The organism is Sinorhizobium sp. CB7 (assembly GCF_041357635.1).
Lineage (GTDB): Bacteria > Pseudomonadota > Alphaproteobacteria > Rhizobiales > Rhizobiaceae > Rhizobium.
Window position 1 is genome coordinate 127,429 of the sequence record NZ_JAULLL010000012.1, and the last position, 16,585, is coordinate 144,013.

Here is a 16,585-nt window from a genome sequence, read left to right on the forward strand (position 1 = left end):
AAGTGTGCAGCGGTTTTGCGGCAACGACATGCATGAAAACAATAGCTGGTCGGTCCGATTGACCGGATAATGGATGGGAATTTTCCATCCTCGATGTCGATAATACTCTGCCGCCGAGCAGCGGCACCGAAAAACTCGGGGACTTTGATGATGGATCATAATCCGAATGCAGCAGCGATCGTCCGACCGGGCTTTCTTCCAAAACAGCGGGTCGCGGTGTCCCTGCTCTTTCTCATGAACGGCTTCCTCGTTGGCTGCTGGGCGCCAAAGATCCCTGAATTTGCGGAGCGCCTGCAGCTGACCAAATTCGAGCTCGGCGTGATGATCCTCGTCTTCGGGCTCGGCTCGCTGATGATGATGCCTGTCGCCGGCGCCCAGATTGCCGGCCGGGGTTCCAGGATTGTGGCCAAGGCTACCGCCGTGCTTCTTCTTCCGTCCCTTCTGGCCCTGACGCTTGTTCAAAACGTATGGACCGGCGCCCTGTCGCTCTTCCTCTTTGGCGGCTTTATCGGCGCGATGGACGTCGCGATGAACGCCAATGCGGTATCGACCGAAAAGTTCATGCGTCGCGCAATCATGTCCTCCTGCCACGCTTTCTGGAGCCTCGGGGGGCTTATCGGTTCCGGTCTGGGCGGCTATCTCATCGCTGAGATCGGCATCCTCGGTCATGCCACGCTCGCGACCGCGCTTGCAGCCATCCTGCTTGCCGTCGCGTGGCCGATGATCCTCGGAGATCAGCCGCATCATGAGGAGGAAAAGGGTAAGACGGGCCTGCCGCTTACGCCCTTGCCGTGGCTCCTCGGCCTGATGGCGCTTTTCTGCATGGTGCCGGAAGGCGCAGTGCTCGATTGGAGCGCGCTTTACCTGCGCGAAGAGCTCGGTGGCTCCGTCGTCCTTTCCGGCTTCGGCTTTGCCGCCTTCTCGCTGACCATGGCCACCATGCGCTTTGCAGGTGATGTCGTCCGCGATCGCTTCGGCGCGGTGCAAACATTGCGCGTCTGCACCCTTTTTGCCATCACCGGCATGCTGATTGCGGCCTTCGCGCCGAATGCCGGAATTGCGATCATCGGTTTCGCCTTCTGCGGCATCGGCATTTCCAACATGGTTCCGATCGCCTTCTCGGCAGCCGGCAACATACCGGGCCTTGCCCACGGGATCGGCATTTCGGTCGTCACCACCATGGGCTATTCCGGCATGCTGGTGGCACCCTCGGTGATCGGATTTGCCGCCGAGCATGTCGGCTTTTCCGCCGTCTTCAAAGCGCTTCCAGTGCTGCTGCTTGTGGTGCTGGTGTTTTCACGCCTCGCCCGCTATGCGGACGGCATCGGCGCCGGAGGCAGCCATCATTAGAGCGGGATGCCGAAAAGTGTGAGCGGTTTTCGGGCAACATCCCAGGTCGATTCGACCTAAATCATCCGTTTCTGACCGCATAAAAGTTAATGCATGAACCGGTTGACAAGAAAGCAGTCATGATCCACCTGAAAGGCACCAAATTCCAAAGCCGATCAAGAGCGTTCCATGTCGTCAGCAACCGATTTTGATCCGAAGCCCCGCCGCGCCTCCGTTGCCGTCGATGTCGGTGGCGTCATCGTGGGAGGTGGCGCGCCGGTCGTCGTGCAGTCCATGACAAACACGGATACCGCCGATATCGACTCGACGGTTGCCCAGGTCGCCGCCCTCTTCAAGGCCGGTTCGGAACTCGTTCGCATCACGGTCGACCGCGACGAAAGTGCAGCCGCCGTGCCGAAGATCCGCGAGAGGCTGCTGCGGCTTGGCATGGACGTGCCGCTCGTCGGCGATTTCCACTATATCGGGCACAAGCTTCTCGCCGATCATCCCGCCTGTGCCGAGGCGCTTGCCAAATACCGGATCAATCCGGGCAATGTCGGTTTCAAGGACAAGAAGGACAAACAGTTCGCCGAAATCATCGAGATGGCGATCCGCTACGACAAGCCGGTTCGTATCGGCGTCAACTGGGGTTCCCTCGACCAGGATCTGCTGACGGCGCTGATGGATCAGAATGCAGCAGCCGGCTCGCCGCTTTCGGCCCGTCAGGTGACGCGCGAGGCGATTGTGCAGTCGGCACTGATCTCCGCCAATCTCGCCGAAGAGCTGGGCCTGCCGCGCAATCGCATCATCCTTTCCGCCAAGGTCAGCCAGGTGCAGGACCTGATCGCCGTCTATTCCATGCTTGCCGACCGCTCCAATCACGCGCTGCATCTTGGCCTCACCGAGGCCGGCATGGGCAGCAAGGGCATTGTCGCCTCTTCCGCCGCCATGGGCTATGTGCTGCAGCACGGTATCGGCGACACCATCCGTGTCTCCCTGACACCGGAACCAAATGGTGATCGCACCCGTGAAGTGCAGGTCGCACAGGAACTGCTGCAGGTCATGGGCTTCCGCCAGTTCGTGCCGGTGGTCGCCGCTTGTCCGGGCTGCGGCCGCACCACGTCGACCGTCTTCCAGGAGCTTGCCCAGAGCATTCAGAATGACATTCGCAAGAATATGCCGGTCTGGCGCGAGAAATATCCGGGCGTCGAGGCGCTGAACGTCGCCGTCATGGGCTGCATCGTCAACGGTCCCGGCGAAAGCAAGCATGCCGATATCGGCATCTCGCTGCCGGGCACCGGCGAAAGCCCGGCCGCTCCTGTCTTCATCGACGGCAAGAAGGCCATGACGCTCCGTGGCCCGAACATTGCTTCCGATTTCGAGGCACTGGTCATCGACTATATCGAGAAGCGCTTCGGCCAAAACGTAGCGGCAGAATAAGCCGCCTTTTGCAGCTTAGAGCGTTTCAGCTTTTCATGGAAACGCAGAACCGCTCTAAGCTTTTGTTTTACGCAATTCCGGAAGGAAAACCGCTTCGCACTTTTCCTGGAATTGCTCTAGCTCTTGCGATTAGCGACGAATTGGGCGGTCTCCACAAGAACAGCAGCCTTCTCGCCATAGGGTGAAAGCAGCTCGGCTGCCTCTTTCACCAGCCTGCTGAGCGTTGCTTCCGCCCACGCCATCCCGCGCAGCGCGACGAGCGTGCCCTTGCCGCGTGCAGCGTCCTTACCCGTCGCCTTTCCCATCGTTTCGGTATCGGCGGTCAGATCCAGCAGATCATCGGCAACCTGGAACGCGAGCCCGATCTTTTCGCCGAATGCTCGCAGGCGTGCACGATCATCCGGCGATACGCCCGCCAGAATTGCCCCTGCTTCGCAGGCAAAGCGTATGAGTGCTCCGGTCTTCATAGCCTGCAGCGTCACGATGCCCTGCTCGTCGGGAGCCTTTTTCTCGGCGGCCAGATCCAGGGCCTGGCCGCCTGCCATGCCTCCCAATCCGGCGGCACGCGAGAGCGCCAGAACCAGAGCAACCTTCCGCTCGTCAGCCAGCTCGGTTTCCGGAGCAGCGATGATATCGAAGGCATAGGTCAGAAGACTGTCGCCGGCGAGAATGGCGGTCGCCTCGTCAAAAGCGATATGAACAGTCGGCTTGCCCCGCCGAAGGTCGTCATCGTCCATTGCAGGAAGATCGTCATGCACGAGCGAATAGCAATGCACGCATTCCAATGCGGCAGCCACCCGCAAGGCAGCCTCACGATCGCCACCGAGCAGCGTCGCGCTCTCGATCAGCAGAAAGGGCCGCAACCGTTTGCCGCCGTTCAACACTCCGTGGCGCATGGCGGCGAGTAGATGCCCTGGCCGCAGGGTCTCGTCATGCGTGGCAGCATCCGACAACAAAGCGCCCAGCAACGCCTCGATCTCTTGCGCGCTGGCTTTCAACCGTGCTTCGAATGTCGTTGGCTGATTGTCCATATGCGCCTGTTTGGCATGAGCGCGATGGGCTGGCAACGGAATTATCGCGAAGATTGCACAGATAAGGTCGGGTGGTCTGGCCATGCGGGCACGCAGGCGATATGACTTTGCCCTGAGGAAAAATCGGGCTGTAATTTGGATCTATCGCCGGAAAGAGAGGAAGAGACGGACATGCTGACCGGCCGCAAGTCAGCCTGGCTGCGCCGCCGCTCCGTGCCGCAACGAATGGTCCTTGCCCTCATTGGCCTGTTACTGCTGCCTTATCTGCTGATTTTCCTGTACACAGCACCATTCATCCATCCGGTCTCGACGCTGATGATCCGCGATCTCCTTCTGCTTAAGGGATATGACCGGCAATGGGTTTCCCTCGATCGAATATCGCCCGTTCTCGTCCAATCCGTGATGATGTCGGAGGATGGTCAGTTCTGCTTTCATGGCGGTGTGGATTGGGAAGAAATGCGCCTGCTGCTGCAGGATACGTTCAATGGTGAATCGACGCGGGGCGGCAGCACGATTCCGATGCAGACCGTCAAGAACCTGTTTCTCTGGAACAGCCGCTCCTTCGTTCGCAAGGCGCTGGAACTGCCGCTCGCCGTGACGGCTGATTTCGTCTGGTCGAAGCGGCGCATGATGGAAATTTATCTCAACATTGCCGAATGGGGGCCTGGCATCTACGGCATAGAAGCCGCCGCCCAGCATCACTTCAACGTATCCGCCTCCAAACTCTCCCGTCGTCAGGCGGCACTGCTTGCCGTTTCGCTTCCAAATCCCTTTTCCCGCGTCGCAAGCAAACCGCGTCGCGGGTTGCGACAGTTGGCAACGGTGAACGAGCGCCGCGCAGCCGGTTCCGGCGAATACATCAAATGCCTTTATGATTGATATCAGAACATATCGTTCGAAGCTTGCCGCATCATCTGGCATTCTTGAATCACGTGCCCGATCAACGAACAAAGGAAATTCCGTGGAGAAGCTCACACTTTATATCGGCAACAAGAATTACTCCTCCTGGTCGCTAAGACCATGGCTCGCGCTGGAGGCGGCCGGTATACCATTCGAGGAGGTGCTGATCCCTTTCGATTTTCCGGCAGATAATCCGCGCTTCAAGGAAATTTCCCCGACCGGCCGGGTCCCGGTGCTGCATCACGGCGATCTTCGCGTCTGGGAATCGCTCGCCATCATCGAATATGCCGCCGAGCTCTTCCCGAACGCAGGCCTTTGGCCGCAAGCCGCAAAGGAACGGTCCATGGCGCGCTCCGTCTCCATGGAAATGCTGTCCGGCTTTCGGGCGTTGCGCAATGCCTGCCCGATGAACATTCGCCGTCCGAAGGAAAAGATCGCGCTTGATGACGGTGTCCCGGCCGATGTCGCGCGTATCGAGACGATCTGGCGCACGATGCGCGAGCGCTCCGGCGGCCCGTTTCTTTTCGGCGCCTTCTCCGGTGCCGATGCGATGTTTGCCCCTGTCGTCAACCGGTTCGAAGTCTACGACCTCGTCGATGCCGCGGACACCCTGGACTATATGGCGACCGTGAAGAGCCTTCCTGCATGGCAGAAGTGGGAAAAGGCAGCCCGCGCGGAGCCCTGGATCGTGCCCGAGGACGAAGTCTAGAACGCGATGCCGGTTTTCGGGCGACATCCCGCTCTGACTTTTTGATTTAGAGACGGATTCAGATATCAGGGTCGGTTCGACCTGATATCATCCGGCTCTAAGGAAATGCAAAAAATATGCTTGGGGACTGGTCAAAGCCCGGCAAGACATGTATAAGCCCGCAAAATTTCCGAAATCGTGACATGTCCGTTTCGGCCGCCTGTCTGGCCGGGGTCATGTTTGTCTGTCAAGTGGAGTACGAGAAATGGCTGTACCGAAAAGAAAAACGAGCCCGTCCAAGCGCGGTATGCGCCGCTCGGCTGACGCTCTGAAGGCTCCGACCTACGTCGAAGACAAGAACTCCGGCGAACTGCGCCGTCCGCATCATATCGACCTCAAGACCGGTATGTACCGCGGTCGTCAGGTCCTGACGCCGAAGGAAAACGCATAATTCCATCCGGGATTGCAATGGCAAGATAGGCAAAGGCTGGCGTTTCGCCGGCCTTTTGCTTTGCCAGCCTTTTTCTTTTGCGAGCCTTTTCCTTTTACATGTACAGCACTTGCAGCCGATAAAAGTTCGGCTATGAATCGCGGCTAATATACAATCTCAATTTATTGGTGAGAGATTTGCCGACGATGCTGGCTGCATTCCCGCTGATGATTATTCCGCTTGCTCTTTACAACATCGCAATGCTTGGGCTGATGGGCGATGGCGGGATTGCCGCGCTGAACAACGATATCATCGTGCTCTCGATGCTTTCCGGCGCGATCTGGAGCATGGCACTGGGCGACCTTTTCATCGTCGTCGCGCTTGTCGTGCTCTTCTTCGAGCTATTGAAGGCGACCGGCGGCTCCGGCTCGCTGATGAATCATATGCTGTCGATGCTGGTCTTCATCGCGTTTCTGGTGGAGTTTCTCCTGGTCGAGGATGCGGCCACGCAAGTTTTCTTTATCCTGATGACCATCGCCTTCATCGACGTCATCGGCGGCTTTGCCGTCTCGATCCGTTCGGCCGGGCGCGATGTGTCGATCGGTTTATAGGCGCGACACAGGATCGGCTTCAGAGATTGTCGAGCTTATTCTGCAGCGCACGAAGCTGTTCCTTGAGCTCGTCGATGTCCTTCGCTTCCGCCTTCCGGGTTTCCTTGGCCGGCGGTTTCATGAAGGGCGAGAACATCTGCATCGCCTGCTGGAACATCTCCGTGTTGCGGCGCACCTGATCTTCGATCATTTGCATCGGAAGCTGCAAATTCTTGCCGAGCGGCGTCTCTCCGAAGGCGCGATTGATCTGCTCGCGCATCTGGGTCTGCTGTTCCGTAAAGGCGCGCATGGAATGTTCGAGGAAGCTCGGCACGACCATCTGCATCTGATCGCCGTAATAGGTGATGAGCTGGCGCAGGAAGGATATCGGCAGCAGCGTATTGCCGGTCTTCGATTCCTGTTCGAAGATGATCTGCGTCAAGACCGAATGCGTAATATCCTCGCCACTCTTCGCATCCTGGACCGTAAATTCCTCCCCCTTCTTCACCATCTCCGCCAGATCGTCCAGCGTCACATAGGTGCTGGTGCCCGTATTGTAGAGTCGGCGATTGGCATATTTTTTGATGACAATCTGGCCTTCGTTTTTCGCCATATCAGTCTCCCTGACCCCGTCTGATTCTTATGGATGCTCCTCCACCACAGACTGTAGACGCAAAAGAAGGGCGGTGACAATCTCTTTGTGCGATGCGGCAAACCCTTTCAAAAAACGGAGAAATCCCGGGCACGATATGGAGATGAAATGCGGCGGTTGCGTCTTGGCGTTTGACTTGCATCACAAGCTTTGCCAGTTTTCCTTTGAAACGATGTTGAAAAACGAGGAGACATCTCATGAGCAGCTCATCCATAGTCGTTGCCAGCGCAGCGCGTACGCCGGTTGGATCCTTCAACGGCGCATTTGCGACCGTTCCCGCTCATGAGCTCGGTGCCGTCGCCATAAAGGCGGCGCTGGAGCGCGCCGGCGTGGAGGCAGCCGAAGTGAACGAAGTCATCCTCGGTCAGGTGCTGCAGGCCGCCGAAGGCCAGAACCCCGCGCGCCAGGCGGCCATGAAGGCAGGCATTCCCAAGGAAACGACCGCCTGGAGCGTCAATCAGCTTTGCGGTTCAGGCCTGCGCGCCGTGGCGCTCGGCATGCAGCAGATTTTGACCGGTGACGCGAAGATCATTGTCGCCGGCGGCCAGGAATCCATGTCGATGGCGCCGCATGCAGCCCATTTGCGTGGCGGCGTGAAGATGGGCGACATGAAGATGACCGATACGATGATCAAGGATGGCCTGACCGATGCCTTCTACGGTTATCACATGGGCACTACGGCGGAGAACGTTGCCCGGCAATGGCAACTTTCCCGCGACGACCAGGATCAGTTTGCGGTCGCTTCCCAGAACAAGGCGGAAGCCGCGCAAAAGGCGGGGCGGTTCAAGGATGAGATCGTTCCCTACGTGGTCCAGACACGTAAGGGCGACGTAACCGTCGATGCTGACGAATATATCCGCCATGGAGCAACACTCGATGCCATGACGAAGCTTCGTCCCGCCTTCGACAAGGAGGGCACAGTCACGGCCGGCAACGCTTCCGGAATCAATGACGGTGCCGCTGCTGCGGTGTTGATGACTGAAGAGGAGGCGTCGCGCCGCGGCATACAGCCCCTCGCCCGCATCGTTTCCTGGGCTACCGCCGGCGTCGATCCGCAGATCATGGGCACCGGCCCGATTCCGGCCTCACGCAAGGCACTGGAGAAGGCTGGCTGGTCTGTCGGCGATCTCGAGCTGGTGGAAGCGAACGAGGCCTTCGCCGCTCAAGCCTGCGCCGTCAACAAGGACCTTGGCTGGGATCCGGCGATCGTCAACGTCAATGGTGGTGCAATCGCAATCGGCCATCCAATCGGAGCGTCCGGAGCGCGCATCCTGAACACGCTGCTGTTCGAGATGAAGCGACGCGGCGCAAGGAAGGGATTGGCGACCCTTTGCATCGGCGGCGGCATGGGCGTCGCCATGTGCTTCGAGACGCTTTGATTAGTCGGCAATACATGTTGCAAATGAACAGCGGCGGCACCGGCAGACCGCCAACAGAAAGATCACGGGGAGCGAAATATGAGCAGAGTGGCACTTGTCACTGGGGGATCGCGTGGTATAGGCGCTGCAATTTCGATGGCGCTGCGGAATGCCGGCTACAGGGTAGCGGCGACCTATGCCGGCAACGACGAAAAGGCGAAGGCTTTCCACGGCGTTACGGGAATTTCGGTCTATAAATGGGATGTCTCCGACTATGTCGCCTGCGGCGAGGGCATCGGCAAGGTGGAATCCGATCTTGGACCGGTGGAAATTCTCGTCAACAATGCTGGCATTACCCGCGACGCCATGTTTCACAAGATGACGCCGCAGCAATGGCACGAGGTCGTCAACACCAACCTCACCGGCCTCTTCAACATGACACATCACGTCTGGCCTGGCATGCGCGAGCGCAATTTCGGCCGCGTCATCAATATTTCCTCGATCAACGGCCAGAAAGGCCAGATGGGCCAGGTAAACTATTCCTCGGCGAAGGCCGGGGATCTCGGTTTTACGAAGGCTCTGGCCCAAGAGGGAGCGGCCAAGAACATCACCGTGAATGCCATCTGCCCGGGATATATCGCCACTGAGATGGTCCTGGCCGTGCCTGAAAAAGTTCTCAATGAGCGAATCATTCCGCAAATCCCCGTCGGCAGGCTGGGAGATCCGGAGGAGGTCGCGCGTTGCGTCGTCTTCCTTGCGTCTGATGACGCCGGTTTTGTCACCGGATCGACGATCACCGTCAACGGCGGCCAGTTCTTTGTCTAGCAATTCCAGGAAAGTGGGAAGCGGTTTTCCGTTCTGAATTGAGTAACACCAAAGGCTCTTAGCGGCTCGGCATTCCACGAAAAGCTGAGCCGCTAGAACAATTGCCGCCGAATCGAGGAAGAGACACTCCTTCGGGGTGATGGCCGGCTTATCGGGAAGCTGATCAAAAAGGGCTCTTGTGCGAATCGACCGTCACCCCCATGTTTGATTTGCGCCGCTCGAAATGCGACGGGAATGCATAAGGGACGAACAACGGTATGGGCCGCATATGCTACAACGCCATGATGATGAGGATGTCGCGCTTGTCGACCGCCTGCAGCGCGCCGCATTCGAATATTTTCTGAATTTTACCAATCCCGAGAACGGGCTTGTTGCCGACACGTCGATAGGCGGAAGCCACTGCAGCATCGCGGCGGTGGGCTTTGCCCTCTCCAGCTATCCCGTAGCAGTTGAACGCGGATGGGTCGATCGCCAGTTTGCCGTCGAGCGCGTGCTCACGACGTTGCGCTTCTTCGCCGAAAGCCGCCAGGGACGGGAGCGGCACGCGACCGGCCACCGCGGCTTCTATTACCATTTCCTGCACATGGATACCGGCCATCGGGCCTGGAACAGCGAGCTTTCGACGATCGACAGCGCACTGCTCTTTGCCGGCATGCTGACGGCGGCCGCCTATTTTACCGAGAGCGATGAGGCCGAGACCGAGATCCGGACACTCGCGGCCATGCTCTATGAACGTGCCGACTGGCGTTGGGCCCTCAACAAGGGCAAGACGGTGTCGATGGGCTGGAAGCCCGGAAGCGGATTTCTGCGGTGGCGCTGGCAGGGATACGACGAGGCGATCATCCTCTATGTGCTGGCACTCGCCTCCCCTGCCCACGCAATTCCGGAAGAGAGTTACGCTGCCTTTACCGAGAGCTATTCCTGGATGCTCTTCAGGGATCAGCCCTATCTCTATGCCGGCCCGCTTTTCATTCATCTCTTCAGTCACGCCTGGATCGATTTCCGTCAGATTCAGGACGGCCCGATGGTGCAGAGGAATCATGATTACTTCCGAAACACGCAGATCGCGATCGAGGTCCAGCGCGACTACGCGGAGCGAAATCCCGCTCGCTTCATTGGCTACAGTCGCGATATCTGGGGACTGACGGCTTCCGACGGTCCACCCCCCGTCCGGCGCCTGCGCGGCGGGCGTCGTTCCAATTTTCTAAGCTACGCCGCCCGTGGTGCGCCGCTCGGCCCGGACGATGGCACCATCGCGCCCTGGGCGCCGCTTGCCTGCCTCCCCTTCGACCGCGCCGCGGCGCTCGACGGACTGAAGGCTATTCTTTCCACCTATCCCAACCTTCTCTACGAAGATCGGTTCCCGGGTGGCTTCAATCCGACGGTCAAGAGTGCGAAGCCCGAAGGATGGGTAGACGACCGCTGCGTCGCCATCGACCAGGGGCTCCTTGTCATGATGATCGAAAACGCTCGCACCGATTTCATCTGGAGTCTGATGCGGCAGTCGCCGGTTATAAAGCAAGGGCTGGAGCGTGCCGGGTTCACGGGTGGCTGGCTTGAAGAGGCCGTAGCGGAAAGAAAGCGGGCCTGATCGCTGTCGCTTGCAATGTGTCTCGGCGCATGGACCGGTGCGCCGTGCTCCAGAGTAGTTCAGCTCTTCGTGTCGAGGACATGCGCCTTGCCGGCGATCGCCAGGCGGACTCTCCCGCCCACCGGCGGGAGTTCGACGCTTGAGCTCTTGATCAGCAGCGGCGTTTCGTGAACCTCGCCATTTTCTCCGAGCAGAGCGACGGAAACCGTGCAGACGGCGCCACCGAAATCGACGCCCGTCACCTTGCCGTAGCACGCCGCCCTGAAGCTATCGCCGTGCTCCGTCTCTGCTATCAGTCGCACCTGCTCGGGGCGCAGCATGATTTCCCGGCGTCCCTGTCCCGTCGCCGTCGCTTCGATGCGACCGAGAATGCAGTCGGCCCAGCCTTCACTTAAATCCGCCGGCAAGAGGATCGCATCACCAAGAAAAAGAGCGGTCTCTCTGTCCCGGGGGGCGAGATAGAGCGACTGCGGCGATCCATCCTGGATCAGCCGGCCCTCGCGAAGGACCGCTACGTGGTCGGCAAAGGAGAGCGCCTCCCCCTGGTCGTGGGTAACCAGGATCGTCGTAATGCCAGCCGCCTGCAGGACCCGCGCCACGGCCTTGCGCATGTTCTCGCGCAATCCGGTATCGAGTGCCGAAAACGGCTCATCGAGCAGCATCAGCCGGGGCTTGCGTCCCAGCGCACGTGCGAGCGCCACACGCTGCTGCTGCCCTCCCGAAAGCTGGTGAGGGCGCCTGTCGAGCATGCTCCTGTCGAGCTCGACCATCTCCAACAGTTCCAGGATGCGCCTCTCGCGATCCGGAGCACCGCGCTCGAACCCGAAACCGATATTGTCGGCGACACTCAAATGCGGAAAAAGCGCGCCGTCCTGCGAGACGATGCCGATGCCACGCTTATGGGCCGGGATCGCCATTGGACCATCCGCCAGGATCTCGCCGTCGAGCGCCACCAGGCCCTGATCCGGCTGTTCGAAGCCGGCAATGATCCGCAGGAGCGTTGTCTTGCCCGAGCCGGAGGGGCCAACCACGGCCGTACGGCTGCCCAGAGCAATGTCGAGATTGATGTCATCGAGCGCTTGCACCGGTCCATAGCGCTTGCTGATATTTTCGATCTTCAGGAATGTCATTGGCCGGCGGTCCGTCTGGATTGGGCATAGAGGAGAAGGGTAAGCGGCAAGGACAGCACCACCATCATCAAGGCATAGGGCGCAGCGGCGACATAATCGATCTCGCTCGTCAGCGACCAGAACTTCGTTGCCAATGTGTCGACCCCGTTCGGCGAGAGCATCAGCGTGGCGGTCAGTTCATTGGTGATGCCGAGCGCCGCGAGCGCAACGCTTGCCGCGGCACCCGGTGCTGCAAGCCGCATCGTGATCTGGCGGACAGCCTGTCCCGGTGTGCGTCCGAGCGCCATGGCCGCCCTTTCCAGTTCGACCGGAGCCTGCGCGATGCTCGCCCGCAGCCCGACCATTGCACGCGGCAGGAAGAGCAGCACATAGGCGACCAGCAGCGTCGCAAAGGTCTGGTAAAGGGGCAGAACGAGACGAACGGTTATCGTCACGAGCGCCAGCGCCACCACGACGCCTGGCAGCGAGCCGACATAGTAATGACAGGCCTCCAGGATCCGCTGGAAACGGCCCGGCGCCCGCACAGACAGCCACGCCATCGGGGCAGCGGCGATGGTCGCGAGAACGCCGCCGGCGACGGCGAGAACGATCGTCTGAAGGAAAGCGTTTCCGACCGTATCCACTCGCCATATGCCCGCGCCGCCGAGCACGAGCCATCGCGTCAGCGTCATGAAAGGCACGCCGAGCGTCAGTACCGCCGTCGCGATCGGCAGAAGAAGAGCCGGAATGGTCATCCAGCCGAGAGACCGCGGCTCGGCGGGACGTGCGGCACCGGAACCCACACGGGCGTAACGCTCGTTGCCGCGAACCAGGACTTCCAATCCGAGAAGGAACAGGCAGCAGATGACGAGCACACCGCCGAGCATGTTGGCCGCCGGGCTGTTATAGGCCGATTGGAATTGGTCGACGATCGCCGTTGCGAACGTATCGAAACGAATCATGACAAACAGGCCGTATTCGGCCAGGAGATGAAGCGCGATCAGCAGCGAGCCTCCGCAGATTGCCAGACGCAGTTGCGGCAGGATCGCACGGAAGAACACGGCCCACGGACCGAGACCAAGCGAAGCGGCAGCATCTTCAATCGCGGGATCGAGCCGACGAAACGTCACGGCTATCGGCAGATAGAGAAAAGGATAGTAGGCAAGCACCGAAACGAAGACGCCGCTCGCAAGTCCGCGCATTCCCGGCCAGAGGCTGACCCAGGCGTAGCTGTGCACGAAGGCGGGAACGGCGAGCGGCGCGATGGCGAGCCAGGACCAGAGGCGCGCGCCCGGAATGTCGCTGCGCTCGGTCAGCCAGGCAAGAGATGTCGCCAACAAAATGGAAAGGGGGATCGTGCAGACTTCGAGAAGCACTGTGTTGACCAGCAGTTCCCCGACACGCGGCCGGAAAACCAGTGTCCTGACGGTATCCCAGCCGACATCGAACGTGATCCAGACGATGAAGCCGAGCGGTACAAGGCTGAGGATCGAAACCATGCTTGCGACGGCGACGACGGAAGCGTGTGGAATCCGGCGCCCCAGGGGACTGGTCCTCAATGCCCGTTTCAAGCCCGGAACATTACGATTGGATGCAGCAAACGTACTTTTCTGCAGCAAGGCCGAAACCGCCTTTTACACGCCGGAACAGGAGGCGACCGCCCAAAGGCCATCACCGAGTTGCGCAATGGCCTAAGGTTTTCTTGAGCCAAAAGCAATAGTTTTAGCTTGATAGGCTTGCGACAGAAACGTCTTAGAGCGGGATGCCGAAGACTTTGCGCGGTTTTCGGGCGACATCCCGCTCTAACTTTTTGATGTAGAGGCGGATTCAGATTTCAGGTCGCATCGACCTGAAATCATCCGGCTCTAGAGAAGACCCACGGCGGTCATCAGCTCGACGACCTTCTTGCTGTTGAGCTGCGAAGCCTCCACCTTCGGCGCATGAAGATCGGCAAGCGGGACGAGCTTCGCATTGGACTCGGAGTCCTTGCCGACGGCATATTCATAGGAGTCGCCGTCCTTGAGGATCTGCTGGCCCTCCTTGCTGGTGAGCCACTTCAGGAAGGCTTGGGCTTCCTTCTGGTGCTGGCTGGAGGCAAGGATGCCGCCGCCCGAAACGCTGACGAAAGCGCCCGGGTCCTCGTTTTTGAAATAGTGCAGCGAAACGTTCTTGCTGTTTTCGCCGGTCTTCGCCTGATCGCCGAACCAGTAGTAGTGATAGATGATTGCGCCTTCAACTTCGCCGGCATTCACCGCCTTCATGGCGACGCTGTTGCCCTTGTAGGGGGTTGCGTTCTCTTTCAGCCCCTTCAGCCAGGCGGCGGTCGCTTCCTCGCCCTTCAGCTGCAGAAGCGCGCTGACGATCGCCTGGAAGTCCGCGCCTGCCGGTGCCGCGCCCCAGCGCCCCTTCCAGGCGGGGTCGGCGAGATCGAGCATGGATTTCGGCAGCTTATCTTCCGTCAGCTTGGTCTTGTCGTAGGCAAAAACGGTTGTGCGCGCCGCAATACCGATCCACTTGCCATCAGCCGGGCGGTAGCTTTCCGGCACCTGCGCCAACGTGTCCGCATTCACAGGAGCGAAAAGACCGGCCGCGTCGACAAGCGTCATGGCAGGGGAGTTCTCGGTAAGGAAGACGTCGGCCGGAGAGGCAGCGCCTTCCTGAATGATCTGGTTGGCGAACTGCATGTCGCTTCCCTGACGCATCGTGACCTTGATGCCCGTCGCCTTGGTGAAGGCGTCGATCCAGGCGCGGCCGAGGCTTTCGTGCTGTGCGTTGTAGACAACGATGCCTTCGGGTTCCTGTGCGCTGGCGAGACTGGTTGCCAGCGACGTCGCGGCGAAAAGCGAGGCGGCAAGCACAAGCGCGCCGGAAAGACGATTAAGGGAATTTTTCATAAGGCCCTCCATGGCGTTTCGCCTGATTCGCCAGGCGATAGCAGCCCTATATTTTTCTGGAGTGGCGGTTTCAAGTTTATAATATCAGCGGTAACAGAAAGTTGAAGAAAGCGCTTATATATCAATGGGTGGCAAAATGATCTGCCACCCTCTGAAACCGCAAAATTTGGAGCCGGTCACTCGACGTCGAATTTCACGCCTTGCGCAAGCGGCAGCGTCTTGCCGTAATTGATGGTATTGGTCGAGCGCCGCATATAGGCCTTCCAAGCATCCGAACCGGATTCGCGGCCGCCGCCGGTTTCCTTCTCGCCACCGAATGCTCCGCCGATTTCAGCACCCGAGGGACCGATATTGATGTTGGCGATACCGCAATCCGACCCGCGCGCCGAGACGAAGGTTTCCGCCTCTCGCATGTCATTGGTGAAGATGGAGGACGAGAGGCCCTGCGGCACCGCATTGTGCAGCTCCAGCACCTTATCGAAATCACTGTACTTGATGACGTAGAGGATCGGGGCAAAGGTCTCCTCAACCACTGGCCCCGTCTGTGACGGCATTTCCACCAAGGCCGGTCGAACGTAATAGGCGTTGTCGGCATTCGCCAGGTCGACACGCTCGCCGCCCGTTACCTTGCCGCCCTCCGACTTCGCCGCATCAAGTGCATGCTGCATCTTCTCGAAGGCTGCCCGGTCGATCAATGGGCCGACGAGCGTACCGCTTTCGAGCGGATTGCCGATGGTGACGGAGCCGTAGGCCTTCTGCAAGCGCGGCACGAGCTGATCATAGACACTTTCATGCACGAACAGACGGCGCAGCGTGGTGCAACGTTGTCCGGCAGTACCCATGGCGGCAAAGGCGACGCCGCGCAGTGTTAGGTCGAGATCGGCCGTCGGGCAGACAATCGCGCCGTTATTGCCGCCGAGCTCGAGGATGGCGCGGGCAAAACGACTAGCGAGCCGCGGACCGACGGCGCGTCCCATCGCCGTGGAGCCGGTGGCCGAGACCAGTGGCACCTTCGGATGGTCGACCAGCACTTCGCCGACATCGCGACCGCCGATCAGCAGCGTCGAGAGATTCGTGGGCGCCGCGCCGCCTTCGGCGACATAGCGTTTCAGCGCCTTCTCAAACAGAGCCTGTGTTGCCAGGGCCGTCAGCGGCGTTTTCTCGGACGGCTTCCAGACGGTCGCATTGCCGCAGACGATGGCAAGTGCAGCATTCCACGACCAGACGGCAACCGGAAAGTTGAAGGCGGAGACGATGCCGACGGCGCCGAGCGGATGCCAGCTTTCCATCATGCGATGGTCGGACCGCTCTGTGGCAATCGTCAGCCCGTAAAGCTGGCGCGACAGCCCGACCGCGAAATCGCAGATGTCGATCATTTCCTGCACTTCACCGAGCCCTTCGGACGTGATCTTGCCGACTTCAATGGAAACAAGGCGTCCGAGGGCAGCCTTGGAGGCACGCAGCTCCTCGCCGAGAAGTCGGATCAACTCACCGCGCTTTGGCGCCGGAATGAGCCGCCATTGCAGGAAAGCCTCGTGTGCCTTCTCGATCGCCGCCTTCGCATCGGAGGCCGAATGCTCCTTCACACGGGCGATCTCGGCTCCTGTCACGGGTGAGGTCACGACCAGCGTGCCGCTGGTATAGCGGTCGGAGGCGACACCGAGCTCCGTCAGCAGTTTCTTGGTTTCGGTAGCGAGATCGAGGGTGGCGATGGTCATCGTCGTCTTTCCTGCGTTATCGTTGTCTCA

The 16,585-nt window shown here is 59.8% G+C and carries 15 protein-coding genes; 9 read left to right on the forward strand and 6 right to left on the reverse strand.

Annotated features, from left to right (window positions below; genetic code table 11):
- The first annotated feature begins 150 nt into the window (after positions 1 to 150).
- Both AAE029_RS22725 and ispG read left to right on the forward strand, forming a co-directional pair.
- On the forward strand, positions 151 to 1,350 hold the full coding sequence (locus AAE029_RS22725) for an MFS transporter (RefSeq protein WP_371075279.1): 1,200 nt from the start codon (positions 151 to 153) through the stop codon (positions 1,348 to 1,350).
- Positions 1,351 to 1,518: 168 nt separating this feature from the next.
- Positions 1,519 to 2,769, forward strand: coding sequence for a flavodoxin-dependent (E)-4-hydroxy-3-methylbut-2-enyl-diphosphate synthase (gene ispG / locus AAE029_RS22730; RefSeq protein ID WP_371075163.1), 1,251 nt, complete (start codon positions 1,519 to 1,521; stop codon positions 2,767 to 2,769).
- Positions 2,770 to 2,885: 116 nt separating this feature from the next.
- Here the strand turns inward: ispG and AAE029_RS22735 are convergent, their stop codons facing one another.
- Complete coding sequence (locus AAE029_RS22735) at positions 2,886 to 3,800, reverse strand: polyprenyl synthetase family protein (protein ID WP_371075164.1); 915 nt, start codon at positions 3,798 to 3,800, stop codon at positions 2,886 to 2,888.
- Between the two features lie 135 nt (positions 3,801 to 3,935).
- Here AAE029_RS22735 and mtgA point away from each other — a divergent pair, with 135 nt between their 5' ends.
- The 4 genes from mtgA to AAE029_RS22755 all read left to right on the forward strand — a co-directional run bounded on the left by mtgA (position 3,936) and on the right by AAE029_RS22755 (position 6,429).
- Entirely contained in the window at positions 3,936 to 4,679 is a 744-nt protein-coding gene (mtgA, locus tag AAE029_RS22740) for a monofunctional biosynthetic peptidoglycan transglycosylase (RefSeq protein ID WP_371075165.1), read from the forward strand.
- Between the two features lie 82 nt (positions 4,680 to 4,761).
- A complete protein-coding gene (locus tag AAE029_RS22745) occupies positions 4,762 to 5,409 on the forward strand; it encodes a glutathione S-transferase family protein (RefSeq protein ID WP_371075166.1) in 648 nt (215 codons plus the stop codon).
- Positions 5,410 to 5,653: 244 nt separating this feature from the next.
- Positions 5,654 to 5,839 (forward strand): 50S ribosomal protein L32, encoded by a 186-nt coding sequence (rpmF, locus tag AAE029_RS22750; protein WP_026186748.1) that lies wholly within the window; start codon positions 5,654 to 5,656, stop codon positions 5,837 to 5,839.
- Positions 5,840 to 6,024: 185 nt separating this feature from the next.
- Positions 6,025 to 6,429, forward strand: coding sequence for a hypothetical protein (locus AAE029_RS22755; protein ID WP_371075167.1), 405 nt, complete (start codon positions 6,025 to 6,027; stop codon positions 6,427 to 6,429).
- 19 nt (positions 6,430 to 6,448) lie between these two features.
- On the opposite strand, the gene phaR is transcribed toward AAE029_RS22755, so the two are convergent.
- Positions 6,449 to 7,021, reverse strand: a complete 573-nt coding sequence (phaR, locus tag AAE029_RS22760; RefSeq protein WP_371075168.1) for a polyhydroxyalkanoate synthesis repressor PhaR — start codon at positions 7,019 to 7,021, stop codon at positions 6,449 to 6,451.
- 236 nt (positions 7,022 to 7,257) lie between these two features.
- On the opposite strand from phaR, the gene AAE029_RS22765 reads away from it, so the two are divergent.
- The 3 genes from AAE029_RS22765 (at position 7,258) to AAE029_RS22775 (ending at position 10,834) form a co-directional block, all read left to right on the forward strand.
- A complete protein-coding gene (locus AAE029_RS22765; RefSeq protein ID WP_371075169.1) occupies positions 7,258 to 8,439 on the forward strand; it encodes an acetyl-CoA C-acetyltransferase in 1,182 nt (393 codons plus the stop codon).
- 78 nt (positions 8,440 to 8,517) lie between these two features.
- A complete protein-coding gene (locus tag AAE029_RS22770) occupies positions 8,518 to 9,243 on the forward strand; it encodes a beta-ketoacyl-ACP reductase (RefSeq protein ID WP_371075170.1) in 726 nt (241 codons plus the stop codon).
- A 268-nt stretch (positions 9,244 to 9,511) separates the two neighbouring features.
- Positions 9,512 to 10,834, forward strand: coding sequence for a glucoamylase family protein (locus AAE029_RS22775; RefSeq protein ID WP_371075171.1), 1,323 nt, complete (start codon positions 9,512 to 9,514; stop codon positions 10,832 to 10,834).
- A gap of 59 nt (positions 10,835 to 10,893) precedes the next feature.
- On the opposite strand, the gene AAE029_RS22780 is transcribed toward AAE029_RS22775, so the two are convergent.
- The 4 genes from AAE029_RS22780 to AAE029_RS22795 form a co-directional block, all read right to left on the reverse strand.
- Entirely contained in the window at positions 10,894 to 11,964 is a 1,071-nt protein-coding gene (locus AAE029_RS22780) for an ABC transporter ATP-binding protein (protein ID WP_371075172.1), read from the reverse strand.
- Entirely contained in the window at positions 11,961 to 13,442 is a 1,482-nt protein-coding gene (locus AAE029_RS22785) for an ABC transporter permease (protein ID WP_371075280.1), read from the reverse strand. Before AAE029_RS22785 ends, AAE029_RS22780 begins: the two co-directional genes overlap by 4 nt.
- Before the next feature lie 366 nt (positions 13,443 to 13,808).
- Entirely contained in the window at positions 13,809 to 14,837 is a 1,029-nt protein-coding gene (locus tag AAE029_RS22790) for an iron ABC transporter substrate-binding protein (RefSeq protein ID WP_371075173.1), read from the reverse strand.
- A gap of 176 nt (positions 14,838 to 15,013) precedes the next feature.
- Positions 15,014 to 16,555 (reverse strand): aldehyde dehydrogenase family protein, encoded by a 1,542-nt coding sequence (locus tag AAE029_RS22795; protein ID WP_371075174.1) that lies wholly within the window; start codon positions 16,553 to 16,555, stop codon positions 15,014 to 15,016.
- Between the last annotated feature and the right edge of the window lie 30 nt (positions 16,556 to 16,585).

Bases quoted from the DNA above. Each gene is read 5' to 3' on its own strand.
- phaR (WP_371075168.1), bottom strand. From the start codon at position 7,021: ATGGCGAAAAACGAAGGCCAGATTGTCATCAAAAAATATGCCAATCGC.
- AAE029_RS22780 (WP_371075172.1), bottom strand. From the start codon at position 11,964: ATGACATTCCTGAAGATCGAAAATATCAGCAAGCGCTATGGACCGGTG.
- ispG (WP_371075163.1), top strand. From the start codon at position 1,519: ATGTCGTCAGCAACCGATTTTGATCCGAAGCCCCGCCGCGCCTCCGTT.
- AAE029_RS22770 (WP_371075170.1), top strand. From the start codon at position 8,518: ATGAGCAGAGTGGCACTTGTCACTGGGGGATCGCGTGGTATAGGCGCT.
- AAE029_RS22755 (WP_371075167.1), top strand. From the start codon at position 6,025: ATGCTGGCTGCATTCCCGCTGATGATTATTCCGCTTGCTCTTTACAAC.
- AAE029_RS22790 (WP_371075173.1), bottom strand. From the start codon at position 14,837: ATGAAAAATTCCCTTAATCGTCTTTCCGGCGCGCTTGTGCTTGCCGCC.
- AAE029_RS22735 (WP_371075164.1), bottom strand. From the start codon at position 3,800: ATGGACAATCAGCCAACGACATTCGAAGCACGGTTGAAAGCCAGCGCG.
- AAE029_RS22765 (WP_371075169.1), top strand. From the start codon at position 7,258: ATGAGCAGCTCATCCATAGTCGTTGCCAGCGCAGCGCGTACGCCGGTT.
- AAE029_RS22725 (WP_371075279.1), top strand. From the start codon at position 151: ATGGATCATAATCCGAATGCAGCAGCGATCGTCCGACCGGGCTTTCTT.
- rpmF (WP_026186748.1), top strand. From the start codon at position 5,654: ATGGCTGTACCGAAAAGAAAAACGAGCCCGTCCAAGCGCGGTATGCGC.
- AAE029_RS22795 (WP_371075174.1), bottom strand. From the start codon at position 16,555: ATGACCATCGCCACCCTCGATCTCGCTACCGAAACCAAGAAACTGCTG.
- AAE029_RS22775 (WP_371075171.1), top strand. From the start codon at position 9,512: ATGCTACAACGCCATGATGATGAGGATGTCGCGCTTGTCGACCGCCTG.
- AAE029_RS22785 (WP_371075280.1), bottom strand. From the start codon at position 13,442: ATGGTTTCGATCCTCAGCCTTGTACCGCTCGGCTTCATCGTCTGGATC.